A 24,161-nucleotide genomic window follows, 5' to 3' on the forward strand; every position below is an offset into this window, starting at 1 on the left:
ATGGAACGTTCGAAACGCTCTAACAAGCGCAGCCTTGGTGGGCATCCTGCTGCGCCGGTTCGCACAACGTGCCGTGGATCTTGCCGTCCGCGCTGAAGCGGAACGAGGCGCGGATGCGCAGCGAACCCGCGATGGAATATTCCAGATCAACCCCATTCTGCGCGGGATGTATCTCCTCAAGGCCCAATCCTACCGAGGAGAACGCGCTGAGTTTAGGTTCCCAATAGGCTTCGAGCTCGCTCCGGCCGCGATAAAGGCGCGTGCCGTTGCACGTGCACTTCAGTTCGGCATCGTCGGCGTAGAGGTCGAGCAGCGTCGTGAGGTCGCCCCTGCGGCAGGCATCCACCCAGTCGACGACAAGTCCCATTTGATCGAAATCGCTCAACGCCAGCAATCCTGTTCGCCGCGGAAAAGTCGGGGGCGAATTAAGATCACCCTCGTGAATATGCGCTGAATAATAAAGCCCGGAGGATTCCGGGTTCCCACCGAAAACCTACCGATTTGCGCCACTCCGCCAGCGTCCCCTCAGCCAGACGATAAAGGCGATCAGGACCGCGCCGGCAAGCGCGAACCATGTGATGGCGTATTGCAGATGATCGTCCTTCAGGTGCACGTCGAGCGGCCCCGGGCGCGGAATGCCGTTCTCGGGCGCCGGCTGCTCGAGATCGACATAGAACGGCGCGACCGCGCCCCAATGAAGGGTGCTTGCGATCGCCAGATGATCGCGCACGAACCACAGCCGCTTGTCGAGGTTCGCGGCCGGCGTCAGCCAACCCGGGGTTTCCGGGAAGCGCAGATAGCCGGTGATCGCAACAGGCGCGCCGGTGACGAGCTTCTTCACCGCGCGATCCTCGACGCTGCGATCCTGCATCGTGTTCTCGACGAAGCCCGCATCGATCACGACGATCTCGCCGCCCGGCAGCCGCGCCGGCAGGAAGGCCCAGGTGCCTGGGGTGGATGCATCCTTGCGCACGGCCGAGCCGGACGAATAGACCATGGCGTCCGGCGAAGCCACATAGGTTGCGGTGAAGCTGACGCGGCGAAATTCGTCGCGCGCAGGCGTCAGCGCAGCCCATTGCGCAGGCGGCGGCAGCGCGACAGGTGCTGCCGCAAGACGTTCGGTGAGGGCCGCGATCAGCTCGTGCTTGGCGGTGCGGCGCTGCAATTGCCACACACCAAGCGCGACGAAGGCCGCCATCAGCAGAAACGTGAACAGCGCGAAGCCGGCCACGCGGGGCTTGCGCGCCGTCTCGTTCATTTCGCGCGGTCGATCAGCCGGCCCGGCGCCGCCTTGTGGTGGAATTGCAGTGCGATCAGCAGCGATTTCATGGAGCGTAATGGCAACAGCGTGGTGGCGAGGATCAGTGGCAGCCACAACACGGCATGCAGCCAGAACGGCGGCTGGTACTTGACCTCGACCACGAGTGCGCAGCCGACCACGATCGCGCCGGCCAGCATGATGATGAAGATCGCCGGACCATCGCCGGCGTCGATGAAGGCATAGTCGAGGCCGCAGCGGTCACAGGACGGCGCCAACGTCAGGAAGCCCGCATAGAGCTTGCCCTCACCGCAGCGCGGGCATTTGCAGGCGAGCCCACGCAGCGCGCTTTGCAGGACCGTGGGTTGGGTTTCGGAAGTGCCGGCGGGATCGTTCATGACATGCAAGTCTATCACAGTTTCAGCCAGGCCTTGAGCACTGGAAAGCGAAAGGGCGACCCTGCGGCCGCCCTTTCCCGATCGATTTGTCGCGGCTCAGTGCGCGCCGTGGGCCATGGTCTCGGCGCCGTGTCCCCAGACATAGATGCACAGGAACAGGAACAGCCAGACCACGTCGACGAAGTGCCAGTACCAGGCAGCGAACTCGAAGCCGAGATGCTGCTTCGGCGTGAAGTGGCCCGCATAGGCGCGCACCAGGCACACGATCAGGAAGATGGTGCCGATCAGCACGTGGAAGCCGTGGAAGCCGGTCGCCATGAAGAAGGTGGCGCCATAGACATTGCCGGCGAACGAGAACGCCGCGTGGCTGTATTCATAGGCCTGCACGCAAGTGAAGGTCGCCCCAAGCAGCACGGTAAGGATCAGGCCATACTTCAGGCCCTGACGGTCGTTCTCGAGCAGTGCGTGGTGCGCCCAGGTTACCGTGGTGCCCGAGGTGAGCAGGATCAGCGTGTTGAGCAGCGGCAGATGCCAGGGATCGAAGGTCTCGATACCGTGGGGCGGCCAGGTACCCGGCACCGAGCAGGCGCCAGGCTGGGTGCCGAGGCCGCAGCCGAACACCGCGTCACGGGTGGCGTGGACGGCATCGGCCGGGAACAGCGCCGCGTTGAAATAGGCCCAGAACCAGGCGACGAAAAACATCACCTCGGAGGCGATGAACAGGATCATGCCGTAGCGGTGATGCAGCTGCACGACGCGGGTGTGGTCGCCCTTGTACTGGGCTTCCTTGATCACGTCGCCCCACCAGCTCGCCATGGTGTAGAGCACGCCGACGGTGCCGACACCAAACACGATCGGTGCCGCCGAGAACATGTGGTGCATCCAGGAGATCGCACCGACCGCCATGATGAAGGCCGAGACGGAGCCGACCGCCGGCCACGGAGAGGGATCGACCAGATGGTAGTCGTGATGCTTGCCTTGCGCGGTAGCCATTGCGGTCTGTCTCCTCAATCCCGTGCCTGTCGGGCACTTATCCCCTTGTTCCAACCCCTGAGCATCAACCCGGCGGCTGGAGATTTCCCTTGCGCTTGTCGTCCTCGCCGGATGCGAGCGGCTTCACCACCGGATCCTTCACCGGATAGAACGTGTAGGACAGCGTGATCGTGCTCAGCCCGTCATTGTCATGGTCATTGACGATCGACGGATCGACATAGAACACGACGGGCATCTCGCGCTTCTCGCCGGGTGCCATGGTTTGCTCGGTGAAGCAGAAGCAATTGATCTTCTGAAAGTACGATCCGACCGTCAGCGGCGCGACGTTGTAGGCGGCCTGCCCTGAGGTGGTGCGCGCGGCCTGGTTGGTCACGGTGTAATAGATCGTGGTGACCTGGCCGATATTGACCTCGATTTCGGTCTGCTCGGGCTCGAACTTCCAGGGCAGGCCGGGCGCGACGTTGGAATCGAAACGCACCGCGATCTTCCGTGCGATCGGGCCGGTGGCGGGCGCCGACTTTGCGACCTGGGTCGTGCCATTGAACCCGGTGGCGCGGCAGAACCAGTTGTAGAACGGCACCGCTGCGTAGGATGCGCCGACCATCAGCGCGACCACGCCGCCGCAGATCGAACCGACCAGCACATCGCGACTCAAGCCGCCTGAACGGCCTTTCCTGGCCGTTCGGCTCTGATCGGGCGATATGGTCGGCTTCTGATCCATCTCTGTCACATTGGGCGAACGAGAACCGCCGGCCCCTTGACCATGGTCACGGCGAAGAAGAGGACGACGAGCACACCGAGCGCGAGCGCAATTGCGATCGAGCGCTGGCGACGGCTCTTCTTCTGCGCCTCGGTGAGGACGATTCCATCTGGCTCGGGTTTGTCAGCCATCGCCGTGATCATGCGCCCCCAACCATAGGAGCAAGCGCCCGGACCACGACCTCGGCCAGCAGGGTCGCGAACAGCGCGAACAGATACAGGATCGAGAAGGCAAACAGCTTTCGCGTCGCGCGCAGCGACTGGCTGCGCTCGCGACGCATATAGACATTGATCGCGAGCACCAGCATGCCGGCACCCAGGATCAGCGAGACGATGCCGTAGATGGCATCGAAATAGCCGAGCACCCAGGGCGCTGCGGCCACCGCGATCAGCACGATGGTGTAGAGCAGGATCTGCAGGCGGGTCGCGTCCGGGCCGGCGACGTTCGGCAGCATCGGAATGCCGGCGCGGGCATAGTCGTCGGAGCGGAACAGCGCCAGCGCCCAGAAGTGCGGCGGCGTCCAGAAGAAGATGATGGCGAACAGCAGCAGCGGCTCGACATCGACCCTGCCGGTTACGGCAGCCCAGGCCACCACCGGCGGCAGCGCACCGGCGGCGCCGCCGATCACGATGTTCTGCGCGGTCCAGCGCTTCAGGCCGATCGTGTAGATCACGACATAGAAGAAGATGGTGAAGGCGAGCAGCGCGCCCGCGATCCAGTTGACGAGGATGCCGAGCGTCATCACCGAAAAGAAAGCGAGCGTCATACCGAACGCCATCGCCTCGGGCCGGGTGATGCGGCCGCGCGGAATCGGACGGTTGGCGGTGCGCGACATCTTGGCGTCGATGTCGCCTTCGAGCGCCATGTTGAGCGCGCCCGAGGCGCCGGCGCCGACGGCGATTGAGAGCAGCGAGGTGATCGCCAGCACCCAGTGGAAGTGCCCGGGCGCCATCGCCATCCCGACCAGCGCGGTGAAGATCACGAGCGACATCACCCGCGGCTTAAGCAGCGCGAGATAGTCGCCGACCTCCGCCTCGGAGATGCGGGGATTGATGTCGATGGCGTTCTGGTCGAGGACGGACACGAATTCAACTCGCTTCGTTATACAGCCGCGGCGCCCGTCTCGGGCGCCGCGGAAGCCGGCTTACTGCACGCGCGGCAGCACTTCGAACTGGTGGAAGGGCGGCGGCGAGGGCAGCGTCCACTCCAGCGTGGTCGCACCTGCACCCCAGGGATTGGCGCCCGCCGGCACCTTCTTCATGAAGGCGTCGAGCACGCAGTAGAGGAAGATCAGCACGCCGAAGCCGGAGATGTAGGAACCGATCGACGAGACGAAGTTCCAGCCCGCGAACGCATCGGGGTAGTCGACATAACGGCGCGGCATGCCCGACAGACCAAGGAAGTGCTGCGGGAAGAACACCATGTTGACGCCGACGAACGTGACCCAGAAGTGCGCCTTGGCGACGGTCTCGTTGTACATGTAGCCCGACATCTTCGGGAACCAGTAGTAGAAGCCGGCGAAGATCGCGAACACGGCGCCGAGCGACAGAACGTAGTGGAAGTGGGCGACGACGTAGTAGGTGTCCTGGAGCACGCGATCGACGCCGGCGTTTGCCAGCACGACGCCGGTGACGCCACCGACCGTGAACAGGAAGATGAAGCCCACCGCCCAGATCATGGGGGCGCGGAATTCGATCGAGCCGCCCCACATGGTGGCGATCCAGGAGAAGATCTTCACGCCGGTCGGGACCGCGATGACCATCGTCGCGGCAACGAAATAGGCCTGCGTCGCCGAGGACATGCCGACCGTGTACATGTGGTGCGCCCACACCACGAAACCGATGCCGCCGATCGCGACCATGGCGTAGGCCATGCCGAGATAGCCGAACACGGGCTTGCGCGAGAAGGTCGAGACGATCTGGCTGATCATGCCGAAGCCGGGCAGGATCAGGATGTACACCTCGGGGTGACCGAAGAACCAGAACAGGTGCTGGAACAGCACGGGATCGCCGCCCCCGTCAGGTGCGAAGAAGGTGGTGCCGAAATTGCGGTCGGTGAGCAGCATAGTGATCGCACCGGCGAGCACCGGCAGCGACAACAGCAGCAGGAACACCGTCACCAGGATCGACCAGACGAACAGCGGCATCTTGTGCAGGGTCATGCCCGGCGCGCGCATGTTGAAGATCGTGGTGATGAAGTTGATGGCGCCGAGGATCGACGAGGCACCCGCCAGATGCAGCGACAGGATCGCGAAGTCGACGGCGGGACCAGGGTGACCGGTGCTCGACAGCGGCACGTACATGGTCCAGCCGGCACCGACGCCGTTGGCGCCCGGCTCGCCCTCGACGAAGGTCGACATCAGCAGCAGCGCGAAGGAGGCCGGCAGCAGCCAGAAGGAGATGTTGTTCATGCGCGGGAACGCCATGTCGGGCGCACCGATCATCAGCGGCACGAACCAGTTGCCGAAGCCGCCGATCATGGCGGGCATGACCATGAAGAAGATCATGATCAGGCCGTGGGAGGTCACGAACACGTTATAGGTGTGCGTCTCGTGGAATATCTGCACGCCCGGATACATCAACTCGGCACGGATCGCGATCGACATCGCGGCACCGATGATGCCGGCGATGACCGCGAAGATCAGGTACATCGTGCCGATGTCCTTGTGGTTGGTCGAATAGACGTAGCGCCGCCATCCGGTCGGGTGGGCGTGCTCGTGGTCATGCGCGTGATCGCCGTGTGTCGCTGCGCTCGTTGCCATTTTCAAATCCTGCCTTGCGTCCCATTCGGACCTTTGGAGGTCCCGCCCCTTATGTCGCTTTCAGTCCCACCTCACCCGATGCTACTGCGTCGGGCCGGCCGCGGAGGCGAACGTGCTGGTGCCGCCGCTCGCATATTTCTTCTTCGCCGATTCAACCCAGGAGGCGAACTCCTGGTCGCTCACCACGCGAATCGCGATCGGCATGAAGGCATGGTCCTTGCCGCAGAGCTCCGAGCACTGGCCGTAGAACATGCCGGTCTTGGTGGCCTTGAACCAGGTCTCGTTCAACCGGCCCGGAATGGCGTCGATCTTGACGCCGAAGGCCGGCAGCGCGAACGCGTGGATGACGTCGGCGCCGGTGACCTGGACGCGAATCACCTTGTTGACCGGCACCACCATCTCGTTGTCGACGCCGAGCAGGCGGGGCTGCTTGTCCTGGGCCATCAGCGAGTCGAACTCGAACTTGCCGTTGTCGGGATAGGCGTAGGACCAGTACCACTGCTTGCCGGTTGCCTTGACTGTCAGATCCGCCTTCGGCACGTCGAGCTCGAGGAACAGCAGGCGGAACGACGGCACCGCGATGCCGACCAGGATCAGCACCGGCACCAGCGTCCACACCACCTCGATCAGTGTGTTGTGCGTGGTCCGCGACGGCACCGGATTGGCCCTCGCGTTGAACTTCATGACCACAATGACCAGCAGCGCCAGAACGAACAACGTGATGACGATGATGAGCACGGACAAGAAGTTGTGGAACCAGACGATATTGTCCATCACCGGGGAGCCGGAGCCTTGCAGGTGCCATTCCCACGGCTCGGGCTGCCCGAGCTCGGCAAATGCCGCGCCGCCCGTCAGCAGCGTGATGCCAGTCGCCATCAAGGCGATGGTGGCCATTCCCAGCAAATGCCGGCCCACCCGACCCATCGACATCCTCATGCCGTTCGCGCTCCCCTTACGAAATCACCCCAAGTGCGCTCCCCTGTTTCCGGGAAACGCTTATTCCGATCCGCCCGTCTGACAAACCGCCGCTCAAGAATACCTCTAAGAGGAATTGGGGCCAGATCGCTAGAACGCCGAAATCAAGCCTCTCAAACCATAATTCTTGATCTATCGCAATGCAGTCTTGAGCCTCTTCTGCCAGCGATCACCCGCAAGATATTTCCTAGTAAGATCAGACAAAAATACCGCTTGCCGGGATGCCGCGGCTTGACAGCCGAGTTGCCCGCTGTAGGCACTGGCGCAAGGCCGCGCAGGAACCTGATTCGTGGCGGCGATGATGGCCAAGCGGCGCGGAACTTGCTTGTGAATTGCCTTCAAGACGCCGTCATTCCCGTATCAGTCCACCAGCGCGAGCGACCCAAGCGAGCAGAGGGACCGACCCTGATGGGGCTATCGAGATGCATGGCAAGATCGGCAATATGGCCGGCTAGCGGCCTCATGACGCTGATCGGCCTCCTGACCACCGTCCTTCTCCTTGCCTTGCCCGGCTCTGCCCATGCGCAGGGCGCGGTGCGCTCCGTCCATGGCGACTGGCAGATCCGCTGCGACACCCCTCCGGGCGCCCAGGCCGAGCAATGCGCCCTGATCCAGAGCGTGGTGGCGGAAGACCGCTCCAATGCCGGCCTCACCGTGATCGTGCTCAAGACCGCCGACCAGAAGAGCCGCCTGATGCGCGTGGTCGCCCCGCTGGGCGTGCTCTTGCCCTCCGGCCTCGGGCTGAAGCTCGACAACCAGGACGTCGGCCGCGCCGGCTTCGTCCGCTGCCTGCCCAATGGCTGCGTCGCCGAGGTCGTCATGGACGACAAGCTGCTCGGCCAGCTCCGCAGCGCCAAGACTGCGACCTTCATCATCTTCGAGACGCCGGAAGAAGGCATCGGTTTCCCGCTCAGCCTGAACGGGCTCGGCGAGGGCTACGACAAGCTGCCGTAGCAGCGCTCACGCTCTGTCGACACGGTAAAGCTCGTTGTCGCACCAGTCGCAGCGATAGATGCGCCCTTTTCCGGCCACCGGCCCGGTCAGCGCTTTTTGCCCGCACGTCGCGCAAACGATGCCGTCCGCCGTGTGGCAGCCGGGATGAGCTGCGATATAGGCCTCGCGAGTGGGATAGGAGGTCCAGTAGCGACGGTAGATGAACTGGTTAAAAAGCAGGACCAGGCCCAGTACGCCAAAACCAATGATCAGACCGTGATACTGATCCCAGAACGCAAACAGGGAATTCCACATGCTTTTGCCGGCGGCTCTGATCCGTGGGTTCGTCCTCGATAACCCGAAATACTGAAAGCGAGTTTAAGCGGAAGCGGTACCTATCGTTTCCGTAATGTGACAGCCCGACCCTCGCGAAACGCGCTGGAAACCATTATCTTGCCGCACATCCCCCGATAATGGACGGACGCATGACCAACCCTGCCACAACCTCCCTGCTCGACCGCGCCAATCTCGACCGCGACCAGGTTCGCCACGAGGTCGCGCGCGGCCTTGCCGGTGCCGATGACGGCGAATTGTTCCTGGAATACAGCCAGACCGAAGCGCTGATGTTCGACAATGGGCGGCTGAAGCAGGCGACTTACGACACCTCGCAAGGCTTCGGCCTGCGCGCCGTCAAGGACGACGCGGTCGGCTATGCGCATTCCTCCGACGTATCGCTGCCGGCGCTGATTCGCGCGGCCGATGCCGTCGCAGCCGTCCGCGGCGGCTACTCTGGCAGCTTTGCCGCACCGCCGCCGCATACCAATGTGCGCCTTTATGGCGATGACAATCCGCTCGATGCGCCGGGCTTCGAGACCAAGGTCAAACTGCTAGCCGAGATCGACGCGTATTTGCGCGACAAGGATCCGCGGGTGCGACAGGTCAGCGTCAGTCTGGGCGCGACCTGGCAGGTAGTCGAGATCCTGCGGCCCGACGGCGAGAGCTATCGCGACATCCGCCCGCTGGTGCGCGTCAACGTCTCCGTCGTCGCCGGCCAGGGCGACCGGCAGGAGAGCGGCAGCAAGGGCTATGGCGGCCGTGCCGGCTATGCCGAGTTCATCGAGACCCGATCCTGGCGCGACGCCGCCGACGGCGCGCTGCGCGAGGCCTTGGTCAATCTGGAATCGATTCCCGCCCCCGCCGGCGAAATGGACGTCGTGCTCGGGGCCGGCTGGCCCGGCGTGATGCTGCATGAAGCCGTCGGTCACGGCCTCGAGGGCGACTTCAACCGCAAGAAGACGTCTGCGTTCGCCGGCCTGATGGGCCAGCAGGTCGCGGCCAAGGGCGTCACTGTGGTCGATGATGGCACCATTGCCTCGCGCCGCGGCTCGCTGTCGATCGACGACGAGGGCACGCCGACCAACCGCACCGTGCTGATCGAGGACGGCATCCTGGTCGGCTACATGCAGGACCGCCAGAACGCGCGGCTGATGAACATGAAGCCGACCGGCAACGGCCGACGCCAGGGCTACGCCCATGTGCCGATGCCGCGCATGACCAACACCTACATGCTCGCGGGCGACCGCGATCCGGCCGAGATTCTGGCGTCGGTGAAGAACGGCGTGTTTGCCGCGAATTTCGGCGGCGGACAGGTCGACATCACCTCGGGCAAATACGTGTTCCAGTGCACCGAAGCCTACAAGATCGAGAACGGCAAGTTAGGGGCGCCACTGAAGGGCGCCATGCTGATCGGCAACGGGCCGACCGACCTGCATCGCATCCGCATGATCGGCAACGATCTCGCCCTCGATACCGGCATCGGTACTTGCGGCAAGAACGGTCAGGGCGTGCCAGTCGGCGTCGGCCAGCCGTCACTCCTGATGGAACGCATTACGGTGGGTGGAACGGGCGCATGAGCGTTGAGAAAGCAACTATGAGCACCAAGCGGAAGGGCACCGGCTGGGCCGGGCAGATCGCGCAGCTCGCCGGCATCGTCGCGGCCGTCTTCATCGCCAAGGGTGCGCTGGCCGAACCGTTCTATGTGCCGTCGGGCTCGATGGAGCCGACGCTGCTGATCGGCGATGCGCTGCTCGCCTCGAAATTCCCCTATGGCTACGGCACCTCCTCGCTGCCGATCCAGATCAACCTGCCGGAAACCGGGCGCGTATTCGCCGAGATGCCGAAGCAGGGCGATGTCGTGGTGTTCCGCTGGCCCGGCGATCGCTCGCAGGCCTGGGTCAAGCGCGTCGTCGGCCTGCCCGGAGACCGCATCCAGATGCGGCAAGGCCAGCTCTTCATCAACGACCGCCCCGCCGAATTGAAACCGGATGGCGTTGGAGCTGCCGAGGACGACAATGGCGGCAGCGAGCCGGCCTATCGCTATGTCGAGACCCTGCCGAACGGCGTGTCGCATCTGATCTTCAAGATGCGTGACAACGGCCCGCTCGACAACACGCCCGAGGTCACCGTGCCATCGGGTCATCTGTTCGTGCTCGGCGATAACAGAGACAACTCCGCCGACAGTCGCGTGCCGTTGCGCTCGGGCGGCGTCGGCTTGCTGCCGGTCGACAATCTCGTCGGCCGTGCCGACGCCGTGCTCGGCTCCTGGGATCTCGGCATGCGCGGCCAGCCGGTCTGGAACTGGCTCTCCGGCTTCCGTCTCGCGCGTTTCTTCACCGCCGTGCACTGAGTTGATCGCAAGGTGAGCAAAGACGAGTTTCTTGCCCTCGCCCTGCTAAATCCCGTCAACGGTTTGATCATCGACGAACTCCGCAGCCTCGCGCTGCCGGATGCGTGGCTGGTCTCGGGATGCCTTGTGCAAACAGCGTGGAACGTGCTCACTGGCCGGCCCCTCGATCATGGCATCGCCGACTATGATATCTTCTACTTCCACCCTGATACGTCGTGGGACGCGGAAGACGCGGTGATCCGCAAGCTACAAGCGCGGCTCGATCACCTCGACGTCAAGATCGAGGCTCGTAATCAGGCCCGCGTGCATCTGTGGTACCCGACCAAACACGGTCTGCCCTATCCGCCGCTGTCGTGCTCAACCGACGGTATCGACCGTTTCCTCCCCCAGAACACGCAAGTGGGCGTGAGGCGCACGGACAGTGGTTACGACGTTTATGCACCGCACGGCTTCGACGACGTCGCGCGCCTCATTGCGCGCCCAAATCCGGGATCGAATTTCTCCACCGCGAATTACGCTGCGAAAGCCGGTCGATGGAAGTCGCTATGGCCTGAGCTTACGGTAATTGCGGCGGAATGAATAAAACTCTGGTGTCCCGGACAAGACGCATCGCGAAGCGATGCGGCGCAGAGCCGGGACCCATCGCGCCGAGCATTGCGGGGCCGAATGGGCCCCGGTTCAGCAGCGCATCACTTCGTGCTGCGCTGCGCCCGGGGCACGAGCGCGAACACTACCTGACCACGCCCGACGTGAACCCTGCCTTTCGCCGCGGCGGCTTGATCTCCTTTTTCAGGAAACAGCGCGCCTCGCGCCCGGTGTAACCGGGACGGGCGTAGGTAAAGGCGCGGCATTTATTGTCGGCGGTGCAGGCGGCCTTGCAGGCTTCCTCGCCGTCGCCTTGCTTGAGATCGAAATTGCGCAGATCGCCGCCGGGGCGGTCGATCGAGCTCTCGACGCCCTCGACGCGCGGCTCGATCACGCCAGCGCCACGCACCCCGGAGATGCAGCAATTAGCGGGCTGTCGCGGCGGCACGGTATTCTTGAGCCAGCATACCGCCGCGGCGCCATCGATATCAGGATAGGCGAAGCTCCACGCGCGACAACGGCGATCGCGCTCGCAGAGCAGCGCGCAGTCCTCGGGATCACCCGAGGTGACCGGCGTGTTGAAGTAATCGCCTCCGGGCCGGTCGAACGCCGTCTGGCCACGCGCCGGCCCGCTCACAAAGGCGAGCGAAAGCAGCGTGACACATGCCACGACGCAAGCCGTGACCTTTGCCATGACGGCCCCAGGCAGGTGGCCCTTCCCCATCGAAACAGCTTTCGAGTTATTGACGGCGCTCAGGTTTTTCCAGTCCGTCATTTGATCGCCGCAAACCTGTATGGGCGATGAACGGCCTAAAGCCCGATCATTTGGCTATTTGCCTGGAAGCATGGTTCAAGCGACGTGGACCCCGGTTCGCGTGAAGAAAACGCGCTATGATTGAATCTAGAATGCGTATTCCGCATAGGCCGGTTCCACCGACCCCTTCCAGGCACCGTTGAACTTCTCGAGCATCTCCTCGGCCGGCGTCCGGCCGGAATCAATGATGCGATCGAGCGGCTCCAGATGCCGTGTTTCGTCGCGGCCGATCGCGTCGATGCGGCCGCGACGGCGCAGTCCGGCATGCGCCAGAACGAGGCATTCCTTGGCAATTTCGAACAGATAGCGGTCCTTGATCCGCGACTTGAAGCCGAAGCGCGGCACATCGTCGCGCAGAGCCTGACGCTCTGGTGCGGTCCAGTGCTTCACCAGGTCCCAGGCGGCATCGAGCGATGCGTCGTCATAGAGCAGCCCGGCCCAGAACGCCGACAGCGCCGGCAGACGGCCCCACGGGCCGCCATCGGAGCCGCGCATCTCGAGATAACGCTTGAGCCGCACTTCCGGGAAGATCGTCGAAAGATGGTTGGCCCAGTCCGATAGCGTCGGACGCTCGCCGGGAAGATTGTTGTTGCGGCCGTCGAAGAAGGCGCGGAACGAGGAGCCCGACACGTCGATGTAATCGTCGCCGCGTTTAACGAAATACATGGGCACGTCGAGCGCATAGTCGACATAGCGTTCAAAGCCCATACCGTCCTCGAAGGCCCACGGCATCATGCCGGCGCGGGCGTTGTCGGTATCGCGCCAGATCTCGGAGCGGAAGGACAGGAAGCCGTTCGGCTTGCCTTCCGTGAACGGCGAATTGGCAAACAGAGCGGTCGCGACCGGCTGAAGCGCCAGGGAAACGCGCAGCTTCTTGACCATGTCGGCTTCGGAGGAGAAGTCGAGATTGGTCTGCACCGTGCAGGTTCGATACATCATGTCGAGGCCGTACTGGCCGACCTTCGGCATGTAGTTGGTCATGATCTTGTAGCGGCCCTTGGGCATCACGGGGATGTCGGCGCGCGACCAGGACGGCGTCATGCCGAGGCCGAGGAAACCGATGCCGAGCGGGGTCGCGATCTCGCGCACCTGCGCCAGGTGCGCCATCAACTCGCTCTGGGTCTGGTGCACCGTCTCGACCGGCGCGCCCGATAGTTCGAACTGTCCGCCGGGCTCGAGCGAAATCGCGCCGCCGCCGGTGACGTCGTAGAGACCGATGATGTTGCCCTTCTCCATGATCGGCTCCCAGCCGAGCAGGAGCTTCATGCCTTCGAGCAGCGCGCCGATGCCGCGCGCGCCTTCGTAAGGCACCGGACGGTGGCCTTCGAGCGTAAACGGCGTCTTCTCGTGCTCGGTGCCCATGCGGAACTCCGATGGGTCCTTGCAGCCGGCCTCGAACCACGCAACGAGTTCGTCGCGCGATTGCAGCGGCGTCATATCGATCTGGTCTCGCGCCATATCAAACTCTAATCAGAAGCGCTTCGACCGAATGCGCCCAGGTGACGGGGATTGTCCGCGAACCCACCGGGCGCGCAGACGTGCTGGTTTGCCGCGCGATCATCGCGACGGCGAGCTTTCGCTGACATTGACGACGGGCGGCAGCTTCATCTCGCCGCATGAGCAGCCCAGCCGGTCGAGCAGACCGCTGAGCTTGACGGCATCGGCGTCGGACAGTTTCGAGCCGACATACTTCTCGATCGCAGCCGAATAGGCGCCCCACATCCGCTTCTGCAGCTCGCGGCCCGCCTCCGTGATCTCGACGAACTGGCCGCGCTTATCGATCTTGCATTCGCGCCGGGAAGCGAGCCCCTCATCGACCAGGCGGTCGATCAGGCGCGAGGTGGAGTATTGCGGGATCAGCATCTGCCGCTCGAGTTCCACCGGCCGCAGCTCGCCGCTTGGCGCCCGCGACAATTCGAGCAGCGCATCGTACCAGGCCAGCGGCGGGAAACCGGCCTTCTTCAGATCCTGCTCGACGCAGTCGAGCACGCGGCTCTGCACCCGCATCAGGCGGATCCAGGCGCTGGTTGCCTCGGTCGATGGTTTGCGTTTCATGGTCCCGCTCAAACTCGTCGTCCGCTTCTTACCTCATTCGATGCACCTGCATCAATCTTGACTATTCCATGCAGGTGCATGTAGGTGTTCCCTTCGCCCCAACCAAGCGTCCAGAGGAGGAAATTCCATGAAACTGTATTATTCGCCCGGTGCCTGCTCGCTGTCCCCTCACATCGCGCTCCTGGAGGCCGACCTGCCTTATGAGCTGGTCAAGGTCGATATTCGGGCCAAGAAGCTCGAGAACGGCGAAGACTATCTGAAGGTCAATCCGAAGGGTCAGGTTCCCGCGCTGGGCCTCGACAGCGGCGAGATCGTGACGGAAGGCCCGGTCATTGTCCAGATGATCGCCGACAAGGCCCCGGCCAAGGCCCTGGCGCCCGCGCGGGACAGTTCCGAGCGCTACAAGCTGCTCGAATGGCTGAACTTCCTCACCTCCGAGGTGCACAAGAGCTTCGGCCCGCTGTTCGCTCCGGCGCTGAACGACGAAGCCAAGGCGTTCTTCAAGGATCGTGTCATGGGCAAGCTGAAGCACATCGACAGCGAGCTCGCCGGCAAAGACTACCTCATGGGCAAGCAGTTCTCTGTCGCTGACGGCTATCTCTTCACGATGCTGACCTGGGGCGACCGGATGAAGTTCGACCTCTCGGCGATGCCCAACCTCACCGCCTACAAGGCCCGCGTCGCGGCACGGCCGAAGGTGCAGGAAGCTCTGAAGAAGGAAGGACTGGTGCAGGCCAAGTAACGCCGGATCGCGACAGCGACGACGAAGGGCCGGATCGACGATCCGGCCCTTCTTATCCTCGAATGAGCTTAAGCTCGATCAGGCAGCAGCCTTCTTCGGCGCGAAACGGCCGTAGAAGGTTTCGCCTTTGGCGGCCATCTCTTCCAGCAGCTTCGGCGGCCTGAAGCGCGAGCCGTACTTGGCCTCGAGCTTGTGGCAGAGCTCGACGAACTTCTTAGCTCCCATGAAGTCGATGTAGGATAGCGTGCCGCCGGTGAAAGGCGCGAAGCCGAAACCGAGGATCGAGCCGACATCCGCCTCGCGCGGATCGGTGATGACGTGGTCCTCGACCGTACGCGCGGCTTCCACCGCCTGCACCACCAGGAAACGCTGCTTCAGCTCCTCGACATCGAGCGTATCAGGGTCGAGCTGCTTCGGCTGGAGCGCCGAGAGCCCCGGCCACAAGCTCTTCTGGCCCTTACCCTTGTCGGGATAGTCGTAGAAGCCCTTGCTGTTCTTGCGGCCGAGGCGGCCCTGCTTCTCGACCATCTCGACCATCAGCTTCTTCTGATCGGGATTGATGGCGTTGGGGCCGAGATCGGCTTCGGTCGCCTTCATGATCTTCAGACCGAGGTCGAGCGCGACTTCGTCCGAAAGCGAGAGCGGGCCGACCGGCATGCCGGCCATCTTGGCGCAGTTCTCGATCATCGCCGGCGGCACGCCTTCGAGGAACATCTCGTTGCCTTCGGCGACGTAGCGGCCGACGCAGCGGTTGGCGAAGAAGCCTCTGGAGTCATTGACCACAATCGGCGTCTTGCCGATCTGCCGGACATAATCGAGCGCGGTCGCGAGCGCGACATCGCCGGTGTTCTTGCCGAGAATGATCTCGACCAGCATCATCTTCTCGACCGGCGAGAAGAAGTGGATGCCGACGAACTTGCCCTGGTCCTTGAAGCTCTCGGCCAGGGAGGTGATCGGCAGCGTCGAAGTGTTCGACGCGAAGATCACGTCCGGCTTCAGATATTCCTGCGCTTTGGCAAACGTATCGGCCTTGACCTTCCGGTCCTCGAACACGGCTTCGATGACGAGGTCGACATCCCTAAGCGCGGCATAATCCGCGGTCGGCGTGATCCGCGCGAGCAGCTTCTCGGCATCGTCAGGCTTGGCGCGGCCCTTCTTGATCTGCTCCTCGATCACCTTCTGCGCATGCGCCTTGCCCTTGTCGGCGCTCTCCTGGTCGCGATCGATCAGGACGACGTCGAGGCCGGCGCGGGCCGAGACGTAGCCGACGCTCGCGCCCATGAAGCCGGCGCCGATCACGGCAATCTTCTTCACCTTGGTCGGCGGCACATCCTTCGGACGGCGCGCGCCTTTGTTGAGCTCCTGCATCGACAGGAACAGGCTGCGGATCATCGCGGCCGCTTCCTTCGAGCGCAGCACCGAGGTGAAGTAGCGCGACTCGACGCGCAGCGCGGCGTCGATCGGTAACTGCAGGCCTTCATAGACGCAGCTCATGATGGCGCGCGCGGCTGGATAATTGTCGTAGGTCTCGCGGCGATAGATGGCATTGCCCGCCGGGAACATCATCATGCCGGCCTTGGAGAACACCGGGCCGCCGGGAAGCTTGAAGCCCTTCTCGTCCCACGGCGCGACGGCCTTGCCGCCGCCCTTGATCCACTCCTTCGCCGCCTTGACGAGGTCGGCAGGCGGAACGATGGCGTGAATCAGATTCAGCGCCTTCGCCTTCTCGATCGTGACCGGATCGCCCTTGAGCAGGATGGTCATCGCGTCCTGCGGCGGCACCAGGCGCGGCACGCGCTGCGTACCGCCGGCGCCAGGAAACAGGCCGACTTTGACCTCGGGCAGGCCGAGGCGGGTCTTGGGATTCTCCGCCGCCACGCGATAGTGGCAGCACAGCGTGATCTCGAAGCCGCCGCCGAGCGCAAGGCCGTTGATGGCGGCCGCCCACGGCTTGCCTGACGTTTCGATCGAGCGCAGCACCTGCGAAAAACGCCGGCTCTGGTCGAACAGCATCTGGTTCGCCGCGGTCTCGCCCTGCTCCTTGAAGAGCTTCGCATAGGCCTGGTTCATGCCTTCGAGCATGGAGAGGTCGGCGCCGGCGCAGAACGCTTCCTTGGCGGAGGTGATGACGACGCCCTTCACCGCGGCATCGGCCGTGGTCGCCTTGACGATCGCATCGAGCTCGTTGGTCGAGGTCTCGTCGAGCACATTCATCGAACGGCCCGGAATGTCCCAGGTGACGAGCGCGATGCCGTCGGAATCGGTCTCAACCTTGAAATTCTTGTATGCCATGCTGGTTGCTCCTCGGTGCCGCAGCCGATCGCAGGCGCGGCGGTTGATCTGGATTTCGTAGGGTGGGTTAGCCGAAGGCGTAACCCACCACTGCCTTCCCTGCAGAAACAGAAGAGGTGGGTTACGCTTCGCTAACCCACCCTACGATTGCTCCTTACACACGCTCGATGATGGTCGCGGTGCCCATGCCGCCGCCGATGCACAGCGTGACGAGCGCCGTGGACTTGTTGGTGCGCTCGAGCTCGTCCAGCACGGTGCCAAGGATCATCGCGCCGGTGGCCCCTAACGGATGGCCGAGCGCGATCGCGCCTCCGTTGACGTTGATCTTGGCGTTGTCGATGTCGAAAGCCTGGATGTAGCGCAGCACGACCGAAGCGAAGGCCTCATTGAGCTCGAACAGGTCGATGTCCGACTTCTTCATGCCGGAGCGCGCGAACAGCTTTTCGGTGACGTCGACCGGACCGGTCAGCATCATCGCAGGCTCGGAACCGATATTCGCGAACGCGCGGATTTTTGCACGCGGCTTCAACCCATACTTGCTGCCCGCCTCCTTGCTGCCGAGCAGCACGGCGCCGGCACCGTCGACGATGCCCGACGAATTGCCAGCGTGGTGCACGTAGTTGACGCGCTCGATCTCCGGATGCGACTGGATCGCGACACCATCGAAGCCGCCCATCTGCGCCATCATCGTGAACGACGGCTGCAGCTGCGCCAGCGACTGCATCGTCGTCGAGGGACGCATGTGCTCGTCCTTGGCGAGGATGGTGAGGCCGTTGATGTCCTTCACCGGCACGACCGAGTTGTTGAAGCGGCCCTCGTCCCAGGCCTTGGCCGCGCGCTGCTGGCTCTGCACAGCATAGGCGTCGACATCGTCGCGCGAGAAACCGTACTTCGTGGCAATCAGATCGGCCGACACGCCCTGCGGCATGAAGTAAGCGGGGACCGCCATCGACGGATCCATCGGCCAGGCGCCGCCGGAAGCACCGATGCCGACGCGGCTCATGGATTCGGCGCCGCCGCCGATGACGAGCTCATGCTGGCCGCTCATCACCTGCGCGGCAGCGAAGTTCACGGCATCGAGGCCCGAGGCGCAGAAGCGGCTGATCTGCACTCCGGGGACGGCTTCGCCGAGACCGGCCTTCAGCGCCGCGAAGCGCGCGATATCGGAGCCGGCTTCGCCGACCGGATCGACCACGCCGAGGATGACATCGTCGACGGAATCTTCGGGCAGGTTGTTGCGGTCCTTCAGCGCCTTCAGCGGCACGCTGGCGAGCGCGAGCGCGGTGACTTCGTGCAGCGCGCCGTCCGCCTTGCCGCGGCCACGCGGGGTGCGAACGTGATCGTAGATGAATGCCTCAGGCATGACGCCCTCCTGATCTGTTGTTCGAGATTGATGGCGCGGAAATCAGAACGCTTCCGCGGGCAGTTCCATAATGGTGGCGCAGCCGGACTGGATGCGCGCCAGATTGGCGGCGGTTTCCGGCAGCATCCGCTCCATGAAGAAGCGGCCGGTGACGAGCTTGGTCGAGAGATAGGGCGTCGCGCCGCTCGCGGCAATCTTCGCCTGCGTCACCTTGGCCATCCTCGCCCACATGTAGCCCAGCGCGACGAAGCCGAAGAGATGCAGGTAGTCGGTTGCTGCAGCGCCAGCGTTGTCGGGCTTGGCCATCGCATTCTGCATCAGCCACGTCGTGGCCTGCTGAAGATGGCCGAGCGAAGTCGAGAGCGGAGTGATGAACGGCTTCAGCGCCTCGTCGCCGCCGTTCTCCTTGGCGAAGGCCATGACCTCGCCAAAGAAAGCCATGATGGCGCGGCCGCCGTCGCGCGGCAGCTTGCGGCCGACGAGGTCGAGCGCCTGGATGCCGTTGGCGCCTTCATAGATCATGGCGATGCGGGCATCGCGTACGAACTGCTCCATGCCCTGCTCGGCAATGTAGCCGTGACCGCCATACATCTGCTGCGCCTGTACCGCGTTGGCGAAACCGTAGTCGGTGAGGAAGCCCTTCAGCACGGGCGTCATCAGCCCCATATGGTCGTCGGCGGCCTGGCGGTCCTTCGGATCCTCCGAGCGGTGGGCAACGTCGCTCTTCAGCGCGGTCCACATCACGAAGGCGCGCGCGGCCTCGTTGAAAGCGCGGATCGAGAGAAGCGTGCGGCGCACGTCGGGATGCACGATGATCGGGTCAGCCGGCTTGTCCGGCGCCTTCACGCCGGTGAGCGCGCGGCCCTGGATGCGCTCGCGGGCATAGGCGACGGCATTCTGATAAGCGACCTCGGATTGCGCGAGGCCCTGAACGGCGACGCCGAGGCGAGCCTCGTTCATCATCACGAACATGCCCTGCATGCCCTTGTTCTCTTCGCCGATCAGCCAGCCGGTGGCGTTGTCGTAGTTCATCACGCAGGTCGAATTGCCGTGGATGCCCATCTTGTGCTCGATCGAGCCGCAGACGACGCCGTTGCGTGCGCCGACCGAACCGTCGGCATTGACGAGGAATTTCGGCACCACGAACAGCGACACGCCCTTGATGCCGGCGGGTGCGCCCTCGATGCGGGCGAGCACGAGGTGGATGATGTTGTCGGCGAGATCGTGCTCACCGGCCGAGATGAAGATCTTGGTGCCCGTGATCTTGAAGCTGCCGTCGGCCTGGCGCACCGCCTTGGTGCGGAGCATGCCGAGATCGGTACCGCAATGCGGTTCGGTCAGGTTCATGGTGCCGGTCCATACGCCGGAGACCATCTTCGGCACGTAGGTCTGCTTCTGCTCGGGTGTGCCGTGCACCAGCAGCGCCGCGGTCGCGCCCATGGTGAGGCCGCCATACATCGAGAACGCCATGTTGGCGGAGATCTGGAATTCGTTGACCGCCTGGCTGAGCGTCACCGGCAGGCCCTGGCCGCCGAACTCGGTCGGCGCCGACAGGCCAAGCCAGCCGCCTTCTGCCACTTGCTTGAAGGCTTCCTTGAAGCCCTTCGGCGTGGTGACGCTGCCGTCGTCGGCGCGCCTGCAGCCTTCGAGGTCGCCGACGCGATTGAGCGGCTGCAGCACCTCTTCGGCGAGCTTGGCGGCTTCGCCCAGGATGGCCTCGCGCACGTCGCTCGACGCATCCGAGAAGCCGGCGAGATTGTCGTAGCGGTCGATCTGGAAGACGTCATTGAGCAGGAAGTTGACGTCTTCGACGGGGGCTTTGTAGATCGGCATGGCGGTCTCCCGGCAGGGGCTGAAATTTGGGAATTATGATTGGGCGGCGAGTTGCTCCGCCATCAGGCGGTGCAGCATGTTGATGGCCTTGAGCGGACGCACCATCACCTTGAAATGGGTGATGCGCCGGTCGGTGTCGAAGGTGATGATGTCGACACCGTTGATCTCGATGCCGTCGATCATGGTCTTGAACTCGAGCACCGCGCCGCGCTCGTTTGTCCATTCCCCGACATAGGTGAAGCCGGGACCGCCGAGCACCTTCTCGGCGCTGGCGAGATATTTGAAGGTGATGTCGCGCCCGCGCTGCGGCGAATGCACGACGGGGCTTTCGAACACGGCGTCAGGATGCAGCAGGTCCCACAGCGCAGCGCTGTCGTGGGACTTCGTGTAGGCGTACCAGGAACCGAGGCCGGTCATTCTCAGGTGCCTCCCTCAAGGCCTTGGGCAAAGCTTTGAAAACAACCCCATGCACAGTAGCGAGGACGTTGATTTCATTGCGTTTTCGGATCTGGCCTGTGGCCAACCTCGATCTCGCCTCATATGCACATTGACGCATATGCACCAATGCGCATAAAGTCAAGCCAGATAGTCGGGATTTCAAGGGAGCTGGTGCCATGGCGTTGGGCGACGCAATCCTCGCATGCCTGACGGAACGTCCGATGACGGGCTACGAGCTCGCCAAGACATTCGATTCCTCGATCGGCTTCTTTTGGAAAGCCGACCACCAGCAGATCTATCGCGAGCTCTCCAAGCTGCGCGACCGCGGCTACATCCAGGGCCGTGAGGTCGTCCAGACAGGCAAGCCCAACAAACTCATCTATACGCTGACTCCCGAGGGCCGAACAGCACTGCGGCACTGGGCCGCGCGTCCGAGCACCCCGCCTTCGATCAAGGACGACCTGCTGGTCCGGCTGCATGCGCTCGACAGCATCGACATCGAGCCCATCCGCACCGATCTGATGGACCGCCTGGAGCACCATCGCGACCGGCACCAGAACTACGAGCGGATCCTGAAAAAGCGATTTCCGGAGGGAACGGCGGAGGGCCGGCTCGACCTCGGCAATCTGCTGCTGCTTCAGCTCGGCGCCAGGCACGAGCAGATGGTGGCCGACTTCTGCGAAGAGGCGCTCGAGGCCCTGTCGGCGATGTCAGGCAAGGGCACGGTGGTGCCGATCGAGGATGGCAAGCGGGAGAAGAGCTGAAGCGCGCCGACGGCTAGACTGGATCGGTAGGCTTGAAGAGCGATCTGATCGGGATGAATCGTCAGCGCGCTCAGGGCACTATTTCGTCGACAAGACGCGTCTGACGATTTCGGCGAACTGCTCCGCTGCAGGCGAGAGCGTAAAGTCGGCCCGGCTCAACAGCGAGACGTGCCGATTGACGATCGGCTGGCTGAGTGGAACGGCTGCTAGGGTTGGAAACTGCGCCTTTGGCAGCATGTGCGCCGGTAGGATGCTGATTCCGGCGCCCTCCGCGGTGAGTGCCAGGGCGGTCGTGATGAGCGAGACTTCGAGGGCCGGCTTCAGCTCCTGCCCCGTCTGTGACAAGGCCTCGTCGATCTGGGAGCGAATCCGCGTTCCGCGGCGCATCGCAATCAGGTCGGAGACGGTGAGGTCGGCCCAGGTCAAACGTCGGCGCTTCTCGAACCGGCCGTCTTTGATACCGATCGCCGAGAGCGGGCTTTGCATGAGCGTTTCGATCCGCGCTTCCGAGGTGCCGTCGTCCTCGAAGCTGCCGATGCCGAACTCGGCGTGGCCCGCCGTGACGAACGGCAGCAGCTCATCGGGAGCGATGTCGAACAGATCAATCTTCACCTCGGGATAGCGAGACCGAAACCTCGCCAGGATGCGCGGGAGCAGGGCCGAGGCGACGCCGGCGGAGACTGCGACGGCGATCCGCCCCGTCCTGACTTCGACCAGGTCACGCATGTGCTGCGACAGTCCTCGTGCGCTCGACAGGATCCGTTCCGCTGCGGGGATCGCTTCCCGGCACGCAGCCGTCGGGTGCAGCGCGCGTGTGGTCCGATCGAACAGCTTGAGTTGGAAGTTCTCCTCGATCTGCCGGATGAGGAGGCTGATCGCCGACTGCGTGACGCGCAGCTCGGCCGCCGCCTTCGTGATGCTTCCGAGGCGATAGACCAGGACCAGCGCCTCGAGCTGCCGCATGGTAGGATTCATAAGCTAAGCTCGTGAATGGATGAGAATTTTGTGGCTAATCGAAAGAGTGCAGTCGTGCAAGATAATTCCGGCGCGATGCTCGCCGCTGCGGCTTGGCCGCGGCGTGTCATCGAACGACAACAAGCAAGGGGAGGGAGATTTGGCGGAAGCGATCAACATTGGCCGTTACATTGACGACCGTCCGCTGTCGGCCTTCCAAATCCGCGCGATCTGCTTGTGTGCACTAGTGATCGGGCTGGACGGCTTCGATGCCCAGGCGCTTGGTTTCGTCGCCCCGGCGCTCAGCAAGGATCTGCATCTGGCGCCCGGCGCCCTCGGGCCCGTATTCGGTGCGTCCTTGTTTGGCGTCATGGTCGGCTCGCTGTTGTTCGGTGCGCTCGCCGATTATTTCGGCCGGAAGTGGCTGGTGGTCGCCGGTGTTCTCGTGTTTGCGCTGGGGTCGCTGGCAACGAGCCGGGCCGGGAGCGTCTCGGATCTCGTGATCCTGCGCTTCATGACCGGGCTCGGCCTCGGTGGCGTCCTTCCCAATACCATTGCCCTGACCAGCGAATACTCACCGCAGCGCCGCCGGACCCTGCTGATCATGTTGATGTTCATGACCGTGTCGCTCGGCTCTGCCATTGGCGGCTGGGTCGCAGCCAAGCTGATCTCGGCCTATGGCTGGCAGGTCATCTTCATGGTGGGCGGCTTCCTTCCGCTCGTCCTTTGCCCCGTCCTGATCCTGTGGCTCCCGGAATCGCTCTCCCTGCTCGCGCTCGATGCAAGAAAGAGCGGCCGCGTTCGCGCGCTTTTGGCCCGGATCGATCCATCGGCAAGCTTTGCAGCGGATGCGCGCTTCACCATCGTCGAGGAAAGCGGCAAGGGTTTTCTGTTGCCGCAGCTCTTCACGAGGCATCGGCTGGTGCCGACACTGCTCCTGTGGGTCATGTTCTTCATGAATATGCTCGACATTTACTTTCTGAATAGCTGGCTGCCGACACTGACGCATGGTGTCGGCCTCGATTTGCAGGCGGCGATCGCTGTCGGCGTTGCGTTTCAGGTCGGCGGAATGCTCGGTACGGTCGCGCTCGGATTGCTGATCGAGCGACTCGGCTTCCATCGCGTCCTGTTCCTGACCTACGCCGCCGGGTTCATCTCGATCGTCACCATCGGCCTTGCGGGAGCCGCGCTGCCGATCCTGGTGCCGGCAGTGTTCATCGCCGGCGTCGCCGTGATCGGCGGACAGATCGGCTGTAACGCGTATGCGGCGCGCCTCTATCCGACCTACATCCGCGCCACCGGAATTGGTTGGGCGCTCGGCATGGGCCGCTTCGGCTCGATTCTCGGCGTCACTGTCGGCGGACTGATGCTTGCGGCGCAATGGGGGATCCCATCGTTGTTCCAGGTCAGCGCCGTGCCACAGCTCTGCTCGGCACTGGTGATCCTTGGCCTTGCCCTCCTCAGCATGCGCCGTGGCGGCGCGCTGGCCGGCAAGACACAACATGACGCGCTTTCCGTGCCCGAACGCGCATGAACTACTCTAGTTAGAGAAGATGA

25 protein-coding genes are annotated in these 24,161 nt (G+C 63.6%); 7 read left to right on the top strand and 18 right to left on the bottom strand.

Going from position 1 to position 24,161, the window contains the following annotated elements:
- Positions 1 to 19: 19 nt before the first annotated feature.
- The 9 genes from BM374_RS02825 to coxB form a co-directional block, all read right to left on the bottom strand.
- A complete protein-coding gene (locus tag BM374_RS02825) occupies positions 20 to 385 on the bottom strand; it encodes a nuclear transport factor 2 family protein (RefSeq protein ID WP_092290171.1) in 366 nt (121 codons plus the stop codon).
- A gap of 108 nt (positions 386 to 493) precedes the next feature.
- Positions 494 to 1,258, bottom strand: a complete 765-nt coding sequence (locus BM374_RS02830; RefSeq protein ID WP_092289035.1) for an SURF1 family protein — start codon at positions 1,256 to 1,258, stop codon at positions 494 to 496.
- The gene (locus BM374_RS02835; RefSeq protein WP_092289036.1) at positions 1,255 to 1,656 is read right to left on the bottom strand and encodes a DUF983 domain-containing protein; all 402 of its coding nucleotides are present in this window, start codon (positions 1,654 to 1,656) and stop codon (positions 1,255 to 1,257) included. The genes BM374_RS02830 and BM374_RS02835 overlap by 4 nt, the downstream gene beginning before the upstream one ends.
- A gap of 96 nt (positions 1,657 to 1,752) precedes the next feature.
- On the bottom strand, positions 1,753 to 2,649 hold the full coding sequence (locus BM374_RS02840) for a cytochrome c oxidase subunit 3 (protein ID WP_092289037.1): 897 nt from the start codon (positions 2,647 to 2,649) through the stop codon (positions 1,753 to 1,755).
- A 64-nt stretch (positions 2,650 to 2,713) separates the two neighbouring features.
- The gene (locus tag BM374_RS02845; RefSeq protein WP_092289038.1) at positions 2,714 to 3,370 is read right to left on the bottom strand and encodes a cytochrome c oxidase assembly protein; all 657 of its coding nucleotides are present in this window, start codon (positions 3,368 to 3,370) and stop codon (positions 2,714 to 2,716) included.
- 5 nt (positions 3,371 to 3,375) lie between these two features.
- Positions 3,376 to 3,552, bottom strand: a complete 177-nt coding sequence (locus BM374_RS02850; protein WP_035700697.1) for a cytochrome c oxidase system small membrane protein — start codon at positions 3,550 to 3,552, stop codon at positions 3,376 to 3,378.
- On the bottom strand, positions 3,549 to 4,493 hold the full coding sequence (locus tag BM374_RS02855; RefSeq protein WP_092289039.1) for a heme o synthase: 945 nt from the start codon (positions 4,491 to 4,493) through the stop codon (positions 3,549 to 3,551). Before BM374_RS02855 ends, BM374_RS02850 begins: the two co-directional genes overlap by 4 nt.
- A 60-nt stretch (positions 4,494 to 4,553) precedes the next feature.
- Complete coding sequence (ctaD, locus tag BM374_RS02860; protein WP_092289040.1) at positions 4,554 to 6,170, bottom strand: cytochrome c oxidase subunit I; 1,617 nt, start codon at positions 6,168 to 6,170, stop codon at positions 4,554 to 4,556.
- Positions 6,171 to 6,251: 81 nt separating this feature from the next.
- The gene (coxB, locus tag BM374_RS02865; protein ID WP_092289041.1) at positions 6,252 to 7,106 is read right to left on the bottom strand and encodes a cytochrome c oxidase subunit II; all 855 of its coding nucleotides are present in this window, start codon (positions 7,104 to 7,106) and stop codon (positions 6,252 to 6,254) included.
- Positions 7,107 to 7,553: 447 nt separating this feature from the next.
- On the opposite strand from coxB, the gene BM374_RS02870 reads away from it, so the two are divergent.
- Positions 7,554 to 8,099: an invasion associated locus B family protein gene (locus BM374_RS02870; protein ID WP_177248055.1), complete on the top strand. Its 546-nt coding sequence runs from the start codon at positions 7,554 to 7,556 to the stop codon at positions 8,097 to 8,099.
- Between the two features lie 6 nt (positions 8,100 to 8,105).
- On the opposite strand, the gene BM374_RS02875 is transcribed toward BM374_RS02870, so the two are convergent.
- Entirely contained in the window at positions 8,106 to 8,393 is a 288-nt protein-coding gene (locus BM374_RS02875; RefSeq protein ID WP_092289042.1) for a hypothetical protein, read from the bottom strand.
- Between the two features lie 170 nt (positions 8,394 to 8,563).
- On the opposite strand from BM374_RS02875, the gene tldD reads away from it, so the two are divergent.
- The 3 genes from tldD to BM374_RS02890 are packed head-to-tail and all read left to right on the top strand — an operon-like array spanning position 8,564 to position 11,343.
- A complete protein-coding gene (gene tldD, locus BM374_RS02880) occupies positions 8,564 to 9,991 on the top strand; it encodes a metalloprotease TldD (protein ID WP_092290174.1) in 1,428 nt (475 codons plus the stop codon).
- Positions 9,988 to 10,764 (top strand): signal peptidase I, encoded by a 777-nt coding sequence (lepB, locus tag BM374_RS02885; RefSeq protein ID WP_092289043.1) that lies wholly within the window; start codon positions 9,988 to 9,990, stop codon positions 10,762 to 10,764. Before tldD ends, lepB begins: the two co-directional genes overlap by 4 nt.
- Before the next feature lie 12 nt (positions 10,765 to 10,776).
- Positions 10,777 to 11,343, top strand: a complete 567-nt coding sequence (locus BM374_RS02890) for a nucleotidyltransferase family protein (protein WP_092289044.1) — start codon at positions 10,777 to 10,779, stop codon at positions 11,341 to 11,343.
- 151 nt (positions 11,344 to 11,494) lie between these two features.
- Here BM374_RS02890 and BM374_RS02895 read toward each other — a convergent pair whose 3' ends face one another.
- From BM374_RS02895 to BM374_RS02905, 3 genes are all read right to left on the bottom strand, one after another.
- Positions 11,495 to 12,073 carry a PAN domain-containing protein gene (locus BM374_RS02895; protein ID WP_092290176.1) on the bottom strand — a complete coding sequence of 193 codons (579 nt, stop codon included), beginning with the start codon at positions 12,071 to 12,073 and terminating at the stop codon, positions 11,495 to 11,497.
- A 177-nt stretch (positions 12,074 to 12,250) separates the two neighbouring features.
- The gene (locus tag BM374_RS02900) at positions 12,251 to 13,621 is read right to left on the bottom strand and encodes a glutamate--cysteine ligase (RefSeq protein ID WP_092289045.1); all 1,371 of its coding nucleotides are present in this window, start codon (positions 13,619 to 13,621) and stop codon (positions 12,251 to 12,253) included.
- A 99-nt stretch (positions 13,622 to 13,720) separates the two neighbouring features.
- Positions 13,721 to 14,218 carry a MarR family winged helix-turn-helix transcriptional regulator gene (locus BM374_RS02905; RefSeq protein WP_092289046.1) on the bottom strand — a complete coding sequence of 166 codons (498 nt, stop codon included), beginning with the start codon at positions 14,216 to 14,218 and terminating at the stop codon, positions 13,721 to 13,723.
- A 127-nt stretch (positions 14,219 to 14,345) separates the two neighbouring features.
- Between BM374_RS02905 and gstA the strand changes: the two genes are divergently transcribed.
- Positions 14,346 to 14,960, top strand: a complete 615-nt coding sequence (gstA, locus tag BM374_RS02910; protein WP_092289047.1) for a glutathione transferase GstA — start codon at positions 14,346 to 14,348, stop codon at positions 14,958 to 14,960.
- Between the two features lie 78 nt (positions 14,961 to 15,038).
- Here gstA and BM374_RS02915 read toward each other — a convergent pair whose 3' ends face one another.
- The 4 genes from BM374_RS02915 to BM374_RS02930 all read right to left on the bottom strand — a co-directional run bounded on the left by BM374_RS02915 (position 15,039) and on the right by BM374_RS02930 (position 20,865).
- On the bottom strand, positions 15,039 to 17,252 hold the full coding sequence (locus BM374_RS02915; protein ID WP_092289048.1) for an FAD-dependent oxidoreductase: 2,214 nt from the start codon (positions 17,250 to 17,252) through the stop codon (positions 15,039 to 15,041).
- A 154-nt stretch (positions 17,253 to 17,406) separates the two neighbouring features.
- Entirely contained in the window at positions 17,407 to 18,615 is a 1,209-nt protein-coding gene (locus tag BM374_RS02920; protein ID WP_092289049.1) for an acetyl-CoA C-acetyltransferase, read from the bottom strand.
- A gap of 42 nt (positions 18,616 to 18,657) precedes the next feature.
- Positions 18,658 to 20,448 (bottom strand): acyl-CoA dehydrogenase C-terminal domain-containing protein, encoded by a 1,791-nt coding sequence (locus BM374_RS02925; RefSeq protein ID WP_092289050.1) that lies wholly within the window; start codon positions 20,446 to 20,448, stop codon positions 18,658 to 18,660.
- A gap of 33 nt (positions 20,449 to 20,481) precedes the next feature.
- Positions 20,482 to 20,865 carry a nuclear transport factor 2 family protein gene (locus BM374_RS02930; protein ID WP_092289051.1) on the bottom strand — a complete coding sequence of 128 codons (384 nt, stop codon included), beginning with the start codon at positions 20,863 to 20,865 and terminating at the stop codon, positions 20,482 to 20,484.
- A 197-nt stretch (positions 20,866 to 21,062) separates the two neighbouring features.
- On the opposite strand from BM374_RS02930, the gene BM374_RS02935 reads away from it, so the two are divergent.
- A complete protein-coding gene (locus BM374_RS02935) occupies positions 21,063 to 21,650 on the top strand; it encodes a PadR family transcriptional regulator (protein ID WP_092289052.1) in 588 nt (195 codons plus the stop codon).
- A 78-nt stretch (positions 21,651 to 21,728) separates the two neighbouring features.
- On the opposite strand, the gene BM374_RS02940 is transcribed toward BM374_RS02935, so the two are convergent.
- Entirely contained in the window at positions 21,729 to 22,625 is an 897-nt protein-coding gene (locus BM374_RS02940; protein ID WP_092289053.1) for a LysR family transcriptional regulator, read from the bottom strand.
- A 139-nt stretch (positions 22,626 to 22,764) separates the two neighbouring features.
- Between BM374_RS02940 and BM374_RS02945 the strand changes: the two genes are divergently transcribed.
- Positions 22,765 to 24,138, top strand: coding sequence for an MFS transporter (locus BM374_RS02945; protein WP_092290177.1), 1,374 nt, complete (start codon positions 22,765 to 22,767; stop codon positions 24,136 to 24,138).
- Positions 24,139 to 24,161 lie beyond the last annotated feature (23 nt).

This window comes from Bradyrhizobium sp. Ghvi (assembly GCF_900115265.1).
GTDB lineage: Bacteria > Pseudomonadota > Alphaproteobacteria > Rhizobiales > Xanthobacteraceae > Bradyrhizobium.